This is a genomic window from Methylocystis sp. H4A (assembly GCF_015709545.1).
In the GTDB taxonomy this organism is placed as follows: Bacteria; Pseudomonadota; Alphaproteobacteria; order Rhizobiales; family Beijerinckiaceae; genus Methylocystis; species Methylocystis silviterrae.
On sequence record NZ_JADNQY010000024.1, the window covers coordinates 35,334 to 48,166 of the forward strand.

Below are 12,833 nucleotides of genomic sequence, written 5' to 3' on the forward strand. Positions count from 1 at the left end.
GTCCAACTCCTTGGCGGCGCTTTCCCGCGCCTTGCTGTGCGCTTCAGGCGGCGGCCGGCGCCTCGGCCTTGGCGAGCCCAACCTTCAAATCCTTCGCCTCATAGATGCGCTCTCCGTCGGCGGCGACCCAGCCGTCGGCGATGCCGAGCACAAGCTTGCCCTTGAAGACGCGCTTAAAGTCGATCCCGTAGGTCACCTTTTTGACGGTCGGGCGAACCTGCCCGCTGAATTTCACCTCGCCGACGCCCAGCGCCATGCCGCGTCCCGGATTGTCGAGCCAGGCGAGATAGAAGCCGACCATCTGCCATAGAGCGTCGAGGCCAAGGCAGCCCGGCATTACGGGATTGCCCTTGAAATGGCAGTCGAAGAACCAAAGGCTCGGTTTAATGTCGAGTTCGGCGCGCATGTAGCCTTTGCCGTGCTCGCCGCCGTCTTCGAAGATCTCGGTGATCCGGTCGAACATCAGCATCGGCGGCAGCGGCAGCTGGGCATTGCCCGGGCCGAACAGCTTTTCCTCGCCGCATGCCAGTAAATCCTCGTAGCCGAATGAGGAGCGCCTTTCGCCCATCGTCCTTTGTTCCTCGCGTTGGAGCCTTTGAAGGCCCATTCTTCCCCAAGCGCCCTAAAGGGCGCGCCCTTATCTTTTTGGCGCCGGCGGCGGCGCCGCTCTTATCCGCTTTTGGGCGAAGCGATCCGTAACATAGCCTCGCCCGGGCCGGAAGCGCCGTCGCAAGCGGGATCGCAACAGCCGGGCGGCGTTGAATTTCCCGCCATTCCCCCTATGATGCCATGTAGAAAACCGCGAGAGTGGAAAACCGCGAGCCGCTGCAATGGACGCCGAGCCGAATTCGACCGTTCCGCCAGACTGTGCGCCGCGCAAGCGCGTCGCAGAGTTGCTGGCCGACGCCGGGCTGCGGCCGACCCGTCAGCGGCTGTCGCTCGGCGAGTTGCTGTTTGGACAGAGCGGCGATCGTCATGTGACGGCGGAGCGGCTCTATGAAGAGGCGCTCGCCGCCAATCTCTCCGTATCCCTCGCGACCGTATACAATGCGCTCCACCAGTTCACCCAGGCAGGCTTGCTGCGGGAGATCGCCGTCGACGGCGCCCGGGTGTATTTCGACACCAATACCGCCGATCACCATCATTTTCTTCTCGAAGACGACGGAGAGCTATACGACATCGCCGGCGCGAATGTCTCGGTCTCCGATCTTCCCGAGCCGCCCGACGGTTTGCGCGTCGCACGCGTAGATGTCGTGGTGCGTCTTCGCCGCGCCTAAGCCCGCCCTATATTCCGGGAGACGACACATTTCGAAGCAGCTCGACGTCGCCGCAGGGCCGTCGAGACCTCTTCGAAAACCAGGGCGGGGCGGGAGCAATGTCGCAGCGGGCGACCAAACAGGAATCCGAGATCACCTACGCGCAGTTCAAGGCGCTCGCCAATTCCATACCGAATCTTGCCTGGATGGCGCGACCGGATGGCTGGGTGTTTTGGTACAATGACCGGTGGTACGAATATACCGGCGCGACTCCCGAGGAGATGGCGGGATGGGGTTGGCAATCGGTACATCATCCGGACGTGCTGCCCAAGATGCTGGAGCGCTGGACGCATGCGATCCAGCACGGCGAATTTTTCCAAATGATCTTTCCGCTCAGAGGCGCCGACGGGTTCTACCGGCCGTTTCTGACGCGCATCGAACCGCTGCGCGAGAACGGCGCGGTCGTCGGCTGGTTCGGCACGAACACCGACGTCACCGAACAGGAACGCGACCGCGAACGCCTGCAGCTTCTGATCCACGAGCTCAACCATCGCGTCAAGAATACGCTTGCGACGGTTCACTCGATCGCTCTGCATTCGTTGCGCGAGTTGAAGCAGAATTCGGTGGAGCTCTTTGAGAATCGTCTGCTGGCGCTCGCCGCCGTGCATGACGTGCTGACCCGCGAAAACTGGACGAAGGCGCAGGTCGACGAACTCGTGCGTACTGCGATCGCCCCGGCGGGCCAGGAGAATTTCGACGTTTCAGGAGCGCCTGTCGACGTCTGCCCGCGCATCGCGGCGGCCCTGGCGATGACGCTGCATGAATTGTGCACGAACGCCGTCAGACACGGATCGCTCTCGGCGCCGAGCGGACGAGTCGCCGTCGAGTGGAGCATTGACGCCAAAGGACGCACGCCTAAGCTCCATCTCGTCTGGCGCGAATACGGCGGACCGCCGATCTCGCCCCCATCGGTCAAAGGATTTGGCATGCGCCTGATCGAGAAAACGCTGGCGTCCGAAGCGGGCGCGCGGATCGCGGTCGAATTCCCCTCCGAAGGATTTCGCTGCGAGATGGACATTCCTCTTGGCGTGGAAGTGCTCAAATGAACACGCCTCGCGTCCTGATCGTCGAAGACGAGGCCGTGATCGCCATGGCGCTCGAAATGTTTCTCGAGGAGCTTGGCGCGCAAGTCGTCGCCACCGCGGGCAATGTGCAGGAGGCGCTGCAAAAGGCGACGAGCGAAGATTTCGATATCGCCTTTCTCGACGTCAACCTCAATGGCCAGAAGGCTCATGTTCTCCCCGGCGTTCTGGAGCGCCGGCATAAGCCCTTCGCCTTCGTGACCGGTTACGGCGAACAGGGCGTGCTTGAGGCGCATGCCGATGCGCCGGTCGTCGCCAAGCCCTTCAGTCGGGACGCCGTTTCGACGGCGTTGGAGAAACTCAAGAGCCGCCTGCCGGGCGGTCCATCCGGCTGACTATTCAAATTTCTCGCCCGGATAGACGCCCCAGAGATTTTCCTGCTCCATATAGCCGTCAAAGCCCTTGCCGGCGATGCGGCACCATTTGCCGTCGCAGCTGCGCAAATTGCCGATGACGCCGGGGCCGAGCTTGGCCGCGGGCGTCGAATGATCGGCGGCGACGAGCAGTTGCGGCTCCTTTTTCCACGGCGCAACCAAGGCGGTGCGCCGTCCAGAGAGCAGCGAGTGCAGCACCCAGCCTTCGGCGCCTTCGGAATCGCGGATCTTGCGCCAGGTTTCGAATTCGGCGGTGATCTCGACGGGGAGCGCAGCGCGTTCGTAGATCCACAGAGTCGGATGTTCCTTGCTCGGCCCCTCGCGAACATTGACCCGATCCGATTTGAGGCTGACGTAGCGGGGCAAGGGCAGGCCGCTCACCGGGCCCTTCTGCGGCTCCTGAGCGTCGGCGTGCGCTGCGCAAAAAAGCGCACATACGAGCGCGGCGAAAGCCGCGCGGCGACGCTTTTGGAAAAGTTCCTGAGCGTTTGAGAAAGCGGCCGAAATTGGCGCAGATTCTGTATTTATTCGCGACATGATGGACTGATCGCTCGCTTGTCTTTGGCCCGTCATCTGCTAGGAAGTCGAATGCGTCCGCCGAGGAGGCGTATTGGTTTTGTCGCTGACCGTCGTTAAGACCCGGTTGAAGCCGGCGAAACTCGCCGGCGTCTTTTCATCCGCTGCGGCGACGCGGCGCAGATCATAGCGCAATCGCAGAAACGCTGCTGCAACACAACATGAACGCGGAGGCACGACCAGGGATATGCCGAAAAAGAAGCCGCTCGTTGTCGTGTCGCGCCGGCTGCCCGATGTCATCGAAACCCGCATGTGCGAGTTGTTCGACACGCGCCTCAACGAAAGCGACAAGCCGCTCACTCATGACGAACTCGTCGAGGCCATGCGCACGGCCGACGTGCTGGTGCCGACCATCACCGACCGTATCGATTCCCATCTGATCGCCCAGGCCGGCGAGCAAATGAAGCTGATCGCCAATTTCGGCAATGGCGTCGACAATATCGACGTCGCCTCGGCGCTCGATCGCTCCATCACCGTCACCAACACGCCCGGCGTTCTGACCGAAGATACCGCCGACATGACGATGGCGCTGATCCTTTCGGTGGCGCGTCGTCTCGTCGAAGGCGCGAGCGCCATTCCCGACGGCGCTTGGGCGGGCTGGTCGCCGACCTGGATGCTCGGCCACCGGATCACCGGCAAGAGGCTCGGCATCGTCGGCATGGGCCGGATCGGCCAAGCCTTGGCGCGTCGGGCGAAAAGCTTTGGACTTTCAATCCATTACCATAATCGTCGGCGAGTCTCGGCCGATCTCGAAGAGCAATTGGAGGCGACCTATTGGGAGTCGCTCGATCAGATGCTGGCGCGAGTCGACGTCGTGTCGATCCACTGTCCGCATACGCCGGCGACCTATCATCTTCTCTCCGCGCGCAGACTGGCGCATCTGCGTTCCCACGCGATTCTGATCAATACCGCGCGCGGCGAAATCGTCGATGAGAACGCGTTGGTGCGCATGCTTGAAGCGGATGAAATGGCCGGCGCCGGGCTCGACGTCTTCGAGCACGAACCCGCCGTCTCTCCCAAATTATTGAAGCTCGCCAAGGCCGGGAAAGTCACGCTGCTCCCGCATATGGGCTCGGCGACCATCGAAAGCCGCATCGATATGGGCGAGAAAGTGATCATCAACATCAAAACCTTCATGGACGGCCACCGGCCGCCTGACCGCGTCCTGCCGAGCATGCTATAAGGCGCTGCGCCGCGGGCCCGGGACCGACTGGCGCGAGTCGCCTTATGGGGAGGATGATTGACGCGATGAACAGGATTTTGCTCGCCTTAGCCGCCTCGCTCTGCGCCATTGCGCTCGCCGCGCCAGCCGTCGCCAAGAGCCGCGCAAAACCGCCTCAGGGCGCAGAGCAGAAGCAGCCGGAAGACGAAAACAAGGAGACGGGCGGCATTCCGCGCTATCAGCCGTTCCCGCACAATCAGAACTTCGTGCTCAAGGAGATCAACGGCAAAGCGCCGCCGGTGGAGATGTGGATCTCCATCGACTCAACCGGCCGCGCCAACGGTTTTTCGGGCTGCAAGAACTGGTCCGGCATCTTCATCATCGGCCCCAACCGGCTCGGACCGCGCACCATGCCGGCGGTCAACGAACGCAAATGTGAAGGCCCGCTTGCCGCCTTCGAGCGCGACTATTGGGCGGTCCTGCTCTCGGGCCCCTATTGGGACACGAAGGGCGACGACCTCATCCTGAAGGGCGCGCAGGGCGGCGTGCTGCATTTCCAGCGCTCGCTGTAAAGCTGGCGCGACAGCGACCCGACGCTCGCGCGTTGAGCGAGATTCCCGAATAGGCTCCCAAAATTCGGACCGCGACTCTGGCGTCCCGATCAGGCCTTCGGCCTGTCGGGATTGAGCGGCGATGCGCCGGCGATTATTTCACCGGCGACGCGAGCAGCGGACAGGGCGCCTCGTGCAGCACGCGCTGCGTCGTCGAGCCGCGCAGCGCCTCCAGCAGGCCCTTTCGGCCACGCGTCGGCATGGCGATCATGTCGGCCTTGATCTCCTGCGCGTAAGCGAGAATGGTTTCGACGACGGGGCCGCGGCGCAACTCGATATGCGGCAGCAGCCCTTCAAAAAGCGGCAGATCTTCGCCGACATGCAGCAGCATGACGTCGGCGGCCGGGTTGAGACAATGCGCGACTGCGGCGACGTGGCGGAAGGCGGCGAGCGGCGAGACCGTCGCCTCGACCGGCATCAGCACCGTATTGAGCGAGACGGCGCCCGTCTCCCGGTCGACGAAGCCTTTCTGGTCCTCGCGCAGGAACAACGCCGGCACATGCGTCTCGCGCGCCGTTTCCTCGGCGACCGAACTGGCGAGCAGACGCTCCAGAGCGCTGCGCGGCCGGGTCATCATCACAAGAAGATCGCACAGGTGCCGCTCGACGTAGGCGGTGACGCCGACGACGGCCGATTCCGATTCGACCGACGCCTTGACGATTTTGACGCCGAGCTGTTCGGCCGCCTCGGCGCGCGTCGCGGTCGGCGAGATCATCTTCCAGCGCGCCAGCATTTCGCGTACCTGGGGAAAGCGATCCCAATCGTCCTCCTCAGTCTCGGGCGCTTCGATATGCAGAATGTGCAACATGCTCTTGCAGGCCACGGCGATGCGCAGCGCATGTGCGAAAGCGTCCTGGCTTGCGAAGGAGAGATCGGTGGGATGGACGATTGATTTGGGCGTGTCGCCATTCATCTGCGTTTGCTCCTCTATCCCCTCGCAAAACTATACGCGCCCGCGCGCGTGGCAATGATCCGCTTCGCCGCAGGTTAAATTTGTTCCTTAAGCGCCTTTTGGACCTCTTCGACCAGTTCGGCTTCCGGCACGGCGAATTGGGCGGGACGAAGCGCCTTCCACTGCTCGTTGGTGGCGATATTGGCGGCGGCCTTCGCGCCGGCGACGAGATCCTTGATGGTGACCTCACCGCGCGCTTTTTCGTCGGAGCCCTGGATGATCGCAAGCGGGCTGTTGCGCCGATCGGCGTATTTCATCTGCGCCTTCATGCCCGAAGCGCCGAGATAGATTTCGGCGGCGACGCCAGCGTTGCGCAGCTGCGCCGCCATCCGCTGATAGTCGGCGAGCCTCTCGCGATCGAGGACCAGCACCACCACTGGGCCGACATGCGGACGCGCTGAGACGATCGGGCTGCCGATCAGCTTCAAGGCCGCGAAAAGCCTCGAAACGCCGATCGAGAAGCCGGTCGCGGGCGTGTTCTCCGATCTGAAACGCCCCACGAGGCCGTCGTAACGGCCACCGCCGCCGACCGAGCCGAAACGCACGGCATTGCCCTTCTCGTCGCGGGTCTCGAAGGTCAGATCGGCCTCGAAAACAGGGCCCGTGTAATATTCGAGGCCGCGCACGACGGAAGGGTCGACGCGGATGCGATCCGGCCCAAAGCCCGCGTCGCGCGCGAGATCCTCGATTTCCAGAAGCTCCTCCGCGCCCTGGGCGCCGACCTCGCTCTTGCCGAGCAGGCCGAAGAGATCGAAAGCCGGCGCGCCGTCCCGATATTGTCCCCCGAGGCTGAAGGACAGGATCGTGTCGATCGCCGGCAGAGGGAGCCCCGCGCCCTTGGTGAAATCCCCGCTGTCGTCCTTGCGGCCCTCGCCAAGCAACTGCCGGACGCCGTCGGGGCCCAGCCGGTCGAGCTTATCGATGGCGCGCAGCACGACGAGGCGGCGGCCCGCGTTCTCTTCGCCGGCAAGGCCGATCGACTGCATCACGCCGTCGAGCACCTTGCGGCTGTTGATCTTGATGACGTAGTCGCCGCGCGCGATCCCCAGGCGCTCCATGGCGTCCGCGGCCATCATGCAGATCTCGGCGTCGGCGGCCGGCGAGGCGGAGCCGACCGTATCGGCGTCGAACTGCATGAACTGGCGAAACCGCCCCGGCCCCGGCTTCTCGTTGCGATAGACCGGGCCGACCCGATAGGAGCGGTAAGGCTTTGGCAGCCGGTCGAAATTCTGCGCGACGAAACGCGCCAGCGGCGCGGTCAGATCGTAGCGCAGCGACAGCCACTGCTCGTCGTCGTCCTGAAAGGAGAAGACGCCCTCATTTGGCCGATCCTGGTCGGGCAGGAACTTGCCGAGCGCGTCCGTGTATTCGATCGCCGGCGTCTCGAGCGCCTCGAAGCCGTAGAGCTCGTAGACCTCGCGGATGACGTCGAGCATCCGGGCCGTGGCGGCGAGTTCGCCGGCCTCGCGGTCGGCGAGCCCGCGCGGCGTGCGCGCTTCAACTTTGGTTTTGATTTCTTCTTTTGACATTCAGACCTGTTCCGATGCGCGCGCCACCCTCCCCTCGAGGGGGAGGGTCGCGCCGAAGGCGCGGGGTGGGGTGAGCGCCCGCGATCGGGGAATCCACCCCCTCCCGCGCGGCTACGCCGCGCGACCTCCCCCCCTCAAGGGGGAGGTGGGCCGCCTTCCTAGCATTTTCCCAGTCGGAAGGAAGCGCCGCGCCTTCCGGCCAGAATCGCAAATGCGCGGCGCAGCGACGGCAATCCGAACTGCCGAAGCCGGCGATCGGGATTGGCAGATCGGCGAGCGCGGCGTTGAGGGCGCATTCGTCGCCGCCTTCGACGATGTAGGCGCCGAGCAGGCTCGCCCCAGCGGTGAGCTGGTCGATATGCCAATGCATGCGCTTGTTTTTCCGCATGTGCCGCGCCAGTCGCGCCCGCATTCCGCCCGGGCCTCGCGCCGAGCCGCAATAGAGATAATCGCCGACGGGAAGCGTCGCTGAGATTTTCCCGACGCGAATGTCGAGCGGCGCGTCGAGACGCAACGCCAGCGCATAGCCGCCGGGCGTCGACGGCGCGTCGGCGACGGAGGCGACAAAATTCATCGGCGTACTCAATGAAAAATCCCGAGCGCCACCCTCTCCCAAAGCGAGAGGGTTGGCGCGCGCCGCTGTTCGCGCGGGAGCGGCCAATTCTTGTTGGGGAGAAGACTTCCCCGCAAGCGCGGTGCGCGCGCCTTAGGCGATCATCACCCGCGCCGCGGCCTTTTCGTCGCCCAGGAGCTCCAGCGCCTTGCCGACGATCGCCTTGCTGTCGAGCATCGCCTTGGCGATCATCAGCTCATGCTTGTCATGATCGATGTAGGCGTCCGGCAGGGTCATGCTGCGGAATTTGAACGCGCCGCGCACGCCGTCCAGCATCCCATCTTCGGAGAGCGCCTGAAAGACCTGGGAGCCAAAACCGCCGATGGATCCTTCTTCGACGACGATAAGCGCCTCGTGATTGGCGGCGAGCCGGCGCAGCAGGTCACGGTCGATGGGCTTGGCGAAGCGGGCGTCGGCGACGGTGGTCGACACGCCGTAACTTTCGAGCTCCGCCGCCGCCTTCATCGAGTCGGCGAGCCGCGTGCCGAGCGAGAGGATCGCGACCTTCGAACCCTCACGCAAGATACGGCCCTTGCCGATCTCGAGAATTTCGCCGCGTTCCGGCAGGTCGACGCCGAGCCCCTCGCCGCGCGGATAGCGGAAGGCGCTCGGGCCGTCGTCATAGGCGGCCGACGTCGCCACCATATGCATCAACTCGCCCTCGTCGGAGGGCGCCATGATGACGAAACCCGGCAGGCAGCCGAGATAGGCCAGATCGAAAGCGCCGGCGTGCGTCGGACCGTCGGCGCCGACGAGGCCGGCGCGATCGATGGCGAAGCGCACCGGCAGGTTCTGGATCGCCACGTCGTGAACGACCTGATCGTAGCCGCGCTGCAGGAAGGTCGAATACAGCGCGCAGAAGGGCTTATAGCCCTCGCAGGCGAGGCCGGCCGCAAAAGTGACGGCGTGTTGCTCGGCGATGGCCACGTCGAAGGTGCGATGCGGGAAGGCCTTGCCGAAAATATCGAGGCCGGTGCCCGATGGCATCGCCGCCGTGATGGCGACGATCTTGTCGTCATGTTCGGCTTCGGCGACCAGCGCCTTGGCGAAAATATTCGTATAGGTCGGCGCATTGGCCTTGGGCTTGATCTGGATGCCGGTCGCGACGTCGAATTTATTGACGGCGTGGCATTTGTCGGCCGATTCCTCCGCCGGCCCAAATCCCTTGCCCTTCTGCGTGACGACGTGAACCAGGACAGGCCCGTCGTCCTTGTCGCGGACGTTCTTGAGCACGGGCAGCAAATGGTCGAGATTGTGGCCGTCGATCGGCCCGACATAATAGAAGCCGAGTTCCTCGAACATCGTGCCGCCGGTGATGAAGCTGCGCGAGAACTCCTCGGCCTTGCGGGCTTTGTCGTAGATGAAGCGCGGCAAATGGCTGGCGAGCTGTTTGGCGGCCTCGCGGATCGAGCGGTAGGCGCCGCCCGAAACCAGACGGGCGAGATAGGCGGACATGGCGCCCGTCGGCGGGGCGATCGACATGTCATTGTCGTTCAGAATGACGATCAGGCGAGAGTGCAGCGCCCCGGCGTTGTTCAGCGCCTCATAGGCCATGCCGGCCGACATCGAGCTGTCGCCGATCACCGCCACGACGTGATTGTCGCCGTCGCCGAGATCCCGCGCCACGGCCATGCCGAGTCCCGCTGAGATCGACGTCGAGGAATGGCCGGCGCCGAAGGCGTCATATTCGCTTTCGGCGCGCTTGGTGAAGCCGGACAGTCCGCCGCCCATGCGCAGCGTGCGGATGCGGTCGCGCCTGCCGGTGAGGATCTTGTGCGGATAGGTCTGGTGGCCGACGTCCCAGATCACCTTGTCCCGCGGCGTGTCGAAAACATAGTGCAGGGCGACCGTCAGCTCGACGACGCCAAGGCCCGCGCCAAGATGGCCGCCGGTCACGGACACGGCGTCGATCGTCTCGCGCCGCAAATCCTCCGCGACCTGCTTGAGCTCGTGGGGACGGAGCTTGCGCAGATCTTTGGGGGAGGCGATGCGATCGAGAAGGGGTGTTTTGGATGTCGTCAATGTCTCTACTCTGCTCGTCAACAACAAGCGCCAGAAATCCGAGCATTACCCGTTAATAAGAAGCCCGGCAAACGCGCCGCAGCATCCATTTCGATTCAGTCGGTGAGTGTTGCCCAGATGCAACGCCGGACGCTGCGGGATCCGGACCTAGTAGGGGAGGAAGCTCTCCATGCCGGAGCCGAAGGAGGGCTCTTCGTAAATCGGGCGCGATCGCCGCGTCACGCGTGGACGCTCCGCCTCCTGGCGCTCCGCCTCCTGGCGACCGGCCGCGCGGCGGGCGCCGCCGGTGATTTCGATCGTCGCCCCGTATTTTTCGACCCAATCGAAGAGCTGCCGCGCGTTCGGAACCGCGAGCCGCACGCAGCCGTGGGAGAGCGGACGGCCCAAACCGCGCTCATAGCTCCCGTGGATGGCGAGGCCGCGCGGCGAGAAGAACATCGCGTAGGGCATCGGCGCCTGATCATATTCGTCGGAATGATGATCGGCCTCCATGCGCATGACGCTGTAAGTCCCGGACGGCGTTTCATATCCTGGTCGTCCGCTGGAGATTTTCCAGTTGACGGTCTCGCCCTGCGGCGTGACCGCCTCGAGCCTTTGCGCGGCAAGGTCGATGCGGACGCGCACCGCGGCGCCTGCAGGGGCCGCCGTGAATAAAACAGCCGCAGCAAGAGCTGCGAATAAACGCGGAACGCTGACCATGCTTGACCTAAACACGCAGACGCCAAATCGTAAAGGCGCGCCGATGGAAGGCCCGGCTTTTGGCGCTTTTCGGTTAATTTGGCTCCTTCGAGCGCCGCGTCCAGCGCAGCTGAGTTGTGGTCACGTCGACGGCAATCATTAACTCCCTGCCCCGTTCCAATTTGGAACAGCAGAGCTCGTGCTCTTACGGGTGACGCGTCCCAAAGCGCCTGCGCGGGCCGCCGGACTTTCCCTCGCCCGCAAAGAAGCCGATCTTCGTCACGCCTGCGCCCTCGCCTTTTTTTGCTTCATCGCTATAGTGCGCCGGCTCTCCCTGGGACGAATCGCCGTGACGCCTCCATTGCCGCTCCTCACCCGCCGCCCCTTGGCGGTTCTTGCGCTGGCGCTCGTCGCCGCGAGCCTGGGCGCTTGCGGCCGGCGCGGGCCTGTGGAGCTGCCGCCCGAAACTCAGGCGCGCGGGGCGATTCTGCGGGCGGAGGCGGAAGCGAGAGCGGCGCGCGGGGCGCCCCGGCCGGCGGCCGGCGATCCTGAAACCTCTCTCCCGCCGCCGCCGATTCCGGGCACCATCGGCAATCGACCGCCGGAGCAATATCCCTTCCCGCTCGACCCGCTGCTGTAAGCCGATGCATCTTTTCGACTATCGAAACGGCGCGCTCCACGCCGAGGAGGTCGCCGTGGCGACGCTCGCCGATGAGGTGGGCACGCCCTTCTATTGCTATTCGGCGGCGACGATCCGACGCCACTATCGGGTTTTTTCGCAGGCCTTCGCCGGTCTCGACGCCCTGGTCTGCTACGCCGTGAAGGCCAACTCCAATCAGGCCGTGCTGCGTCTCCTCGCACGCGAGGGCGCAGGAATGGACGTGGTCTCCGGCGGAGAGCTGGCGCGGGCGCTCGCCGCCGGCGTCGCGCCTGAAAAAATCACCTTTTCCGGCGTCGGCAAGACGCGTGAGGAGATCGTGGCGGCGCTTGACGCCGGAATCTTCTGTTTCAACGTCGAGTCCGAGCCCGAGCTCGAAGCCCTGTCGCAAGCGGCGGTCGCTCTCGGGCGTGCGGCGCGCGTGTCGCTCCGCGTCAATCCGGACGTCGACGCCCGCACCCATAAGAAGATCTCCACCGGCCTCGCCGAAAACAAATTCGGCGTGCCGCTGTCGCGGGCGCGGGAGGTCTACGCCTTCGCCGCCAAGCTCAAGGGAATCGAACTCGCCGGCGCCGATATGCATATCGGCTCCCAGCTCACCGACCTCGCGCCCTTCGACGAGGCCTTTTCGCTGCTCGCCGAACTCGTGCGCGACCTGCGCGCCGACGGGCACGATATCTCGCATGTCGATCTCGGCGGCGGGTTGGGGATTCCCTATCACGACGGCGACGATCCGCAGTCCTACCATCCCGACAAATACGCCGAGATCGTGCGCCGCCATTTCGGCGGACTCGGCTGCAGACTGGTGCTGGAGCCGGGACGGCTCATCGTCGGCAACGCCGGCATACTCGTCACGCGCGTCATCTATGTGAAGCATGGCGACGCCAAGACCTTCGTGATCGTCGACGCCGGCATGAACGATCTCATCCGTCCGACGCTCTACGACGCCTGGCACGACATCATCCCGGTGCGCCAGAGCGCCGATCGGCCAAAGATCGTCGCCGACGTCGTCGGACCCGTGTGCGAAACGGGCGACTATCTTGCGCATGGACGCGAGATTGCGGAGCCGCGCGCCGGCGAATTGCTCTGCGTGCTGACGGCCGGCGCCTATGGCGCCGTGCAGTCGGGCGCCTACAACACAAGGCCTCTTATCCCGGAAGTCCTGGTTGACGGCGACCGCTTCGCGGTGATCCGTCCCCGCCCAAGCGTCGCCGCGCTCATTGCGCAGGATCATGTGCCGGCGTGGCTCTCGTAGCGCGC

14 protein-coding genes are annotated in these 12,833 nt (G+C 64.5%); 7 read left to right on the top strand and 7 right to left on the bottom strand.

Annotation, left to right across the window (positions count from 1 at the left end):
* Positions 1-43: 43 nt before the first annotated feature.
* Complete coding sequence (gene fabA, locus IYW40_RS10485) at positions 44-568, bottom strand: 3-hydroxyacyl-[acyl-carrier-protein] dehydratase FabA (RefSeq protein WP_014891799.1); 525 nt, start codon at positions 566-568, stop codon at positions 44-46.
* A gap of 262 nt (positions 569-830) precedes the next feature.
* On the opposite strand from fabA, the gene irrA reads away from it, so the two are divergent.
* The 3 genes from irrA (at position 831) to IYW40_RS10500 (ending at position 2,733) form a co-directional block, all read left to right on the top strand.
* Positions 831-1,277, top strand: coding sequence for an iron response transcriptional regulator IrrA (gene irrA, locus IYW40_RS10490; protein WP_246720731.1), 447 nt, complete (start codon positions 831-833; stop codon positions 1,275-1,277).
* A gap of 98 nt (positions 1,278-1,375) precedes the next feature.
* On the top strand, positions 1,376-2,362 hold the full coding sequence (locus IYW40_RS10495) for an HWE histidine kinase domain-containing protein (RefSeq protein ID WP_196400313.1): 987 nt from the start codon (positions 1,376-1,378) through the stop codon (positions 2,360-2,362).
* Positions 2,359-2,733, top strand: coding sequence for a response regulator (locus IYW40_RS10500; RefSeq protein ID WP_175095052.1), 375 nt, complete (start codon positions 2,359-2,361; stop codon positions 2,731-2,733). The genes IYW40_RS10495 and IYW40_RS10500 overlap by 4 nt, the downstream gene beginning before the upstream one ends.
* Here the strand turns inward: IYW40_RS10500 and IYW40_RS10505 are convergent, their stop codons facing one another.
* Positions 2,734-3,345, bottom strand: a complete 612-nt coding sequence (locus IYW40_RS10505) for an SH3 domain-containing protein (protein ID WP_196400312.1) — start codon at positions 3,343-3,345, stop codon at positions 2,734-2,736. It abuts the gene before it with no gap.
* Positions 3,346-3,535: 190 nt separating this feature from the next.
* On the opposite strand from IYW40_RS10505, the gene IYW40_RS10510 reads away from it, so the two are divergent.
* Positions 3,536-4,531 carry a D-glycerate dehydrogenase gene (locus IYW40_RS10510; RefSeq protein WP_196400311.1) on the top strand — a complete coding sequence of 332 codons (996 nt, stop codon included), beginning with the start codon at positions 3,536-3,538 and terminating at the stop codon, positions 4,529-4,531.
* Between the two features lie 65 nt (positions 4,532-4,596).
* Positions 4,597-5,082: an META domain-containing protein gene (locus IYW40_RS10515; protein ID WP_232366090.1), complete on the top strand. Its 486-nt coding sequence runs from the start codon at positions 4,597-4,599 to the stop codon at positions 5,080-5,082.
* Between the two features lie 133 nt (positions 5,083-5,215).
* On the opposite strand, the gene IYW40_RS10520 is transcribed toward IYW40_RS10515, so the two are convergent.
* From IYW40_RS10520 to IYW40_RS10540, 5 genes are all read right to left on the bottom strand, one after another.
* Positions 5,216-6,034, bottom strand: a complete 819-nt coding sequence (locus IYW40_RS10520) for a universal stress protein (RefSeq protein WP_196400310.1) — start codon at positions 6,032-6,034, stop codon at positions 5,216-5,218.
* Between the two features lie 74 nt (positions 6,035-6,108).
* Entirely contained in the window at positions 6,109-7,602 is a 1,494-nt protein-coding gene (hisS, locus tag IYW40_RS10525; protein WP_196400309.1) for a histidine--tRNA ligase, read from the bottom strand.
* Entirely contained in the window at positions 7,571-8,176 is a 606-nt protein-coding gene (locus tag IYW40_RS10530; protein WP_196400308.1) for a GIY-YIG nuclease family protein, read from the bottom strand. Before IYW40_RS10530 ends, hisS begins: the two co-directional genes overlap by 32 nt.
* Positions 8,177-8,308: 132 nt before the next feature.
* Positions 8,309-10,237 (bottom strand): 1-deoxy-D-xylulose-5-phosphate synthase, encoded by a 1,929-nt coding sequence (gene dxs, locus IYW40_RS10535; protein WP_196400307.1) that lies wholly within the window; start codon positions 10,235-10,237, stop codon positions 8,309-8,311.
* A gap of 147 nt (positions 10,238-10,384) precedes the next feature.
* Positions 10,385-10,861, bottom strand: a complete 477-nt coding sequence (locus tag IYW40_RS10540; protein WP_348644261.1) for a L,D-transpeptidase — start codon at positions 10,859-10,861, stop codon at positions 10,385-10,387.
* A gap of 265 nt (positions 10,862-11,126) precedes the next feature.
* On the opposite strand from IYW40_RS10540, the gene IYW40_RS22250 reads away from it, so the two are divergent.
* Both IYW40_RS22250 and lysA read left to right on the top strand, forming a co-directional pair.
* Entirely contained in the window at positions 11,127-11,555 is a 429-nt protein-coding gene (locus IYW40_RS22250; protein WP_348644260.1) for a lipoprotein, read from the top strand.
* Between the two features lie 4 nt (positions 11,556-11,559).
* Positions 11,560-12,828, top strand: a complete 1,269-nt coding sequence (lysA, locus tag IYW40_RS10550) for a diaminopimelate decarboxylase (protein ID WP_196400306.1) — start codon at positions 11,560-11,562, stop codon at positions 12,826-12,828.
* Positions 12,829-12,833 lie beyond the last annotated feature (5 nt).

Excerpts from the sequence above, each read along its gene's own strand:
- fabA (WP_014891799.1), bottom strand. The coding sequence starts at position 568 with ATGGGCGAAAGGCGCTCCTCATTCGGCTACGAGGATTTACTGGCATGC.
- irrA (WP_246720731.1), top strand. The coding sequence starts at position 831 with ATGGACGCCGAGCCGAATTCGACCGTTCCGCCAGACTGTGCGCCGCGC.
- IYW40_RS10495 (WP_196400313.1), top strand. The coding sequence starts at position 1,376 with ATGTCGCAGCGGGCGACCAAACAGGAATCCGAGATCACCTACGCGCAG.
- IYW40_RS10500 (WP_175095052.1), top strand. The coding sequence starts at position 2,359 with ATGAACACGCCTCGCGTCCTGATCGTCGAAGACGAGGCCGTGATCGCC.
- IYW40_RS10505 (WP_196400312.1), bottom strand. The coding sequence starts at position 3,345 with ATGACGGGCCAAAGACAAGCGAGCGATCAGTCCATCATGTCGCGAATA.
- IYW40_RS10510 (WP_196400311.1), top strand. The coding sequence starts at position 3,536 with ATGCCGAAAAAGAAGCCGCTCGTTGTCGTGTCGCGCCGGCTGCCCGAT.
- IYW40_RS10515 (WP_232366090.1), top strand. The coding sequence starts at position 4,597 with ATGAACAGGATTTTGCTCGCCTTAGCCGCCTCGCTCTGCGCCATTGCG.
- IYW40_RS10520 (WP_196400310.1), bottom strand. The coding sequence starts at position 6,034 with ATGAATGGCGACACGCCCAAATCAATCGTCCATCCCACCGATCTCTCC.
- hisS (WP_196400309.1), bottom strand. The coding sequence starts at position 7,602 with ATGTCAAAAGAAGAAATCAAAACCAAAGTTGAAGCGCGCACGCCGCGC.
- IYW40_RS10530 (WP_196400308.1), bottom strand. The coding sequence starts at position 8,176 with ATGAATTTTGTCGCCTCCGTCGCCGACGCGCCGTCGACGCCCGGCGGC.
- lysA (WP_196400306.1), top strand. The coding sequence starts at position 11,560 with ATGCATCTTTTCGACTATCGAAACGGCGCGCTCCACGCCGAGGAGGTC.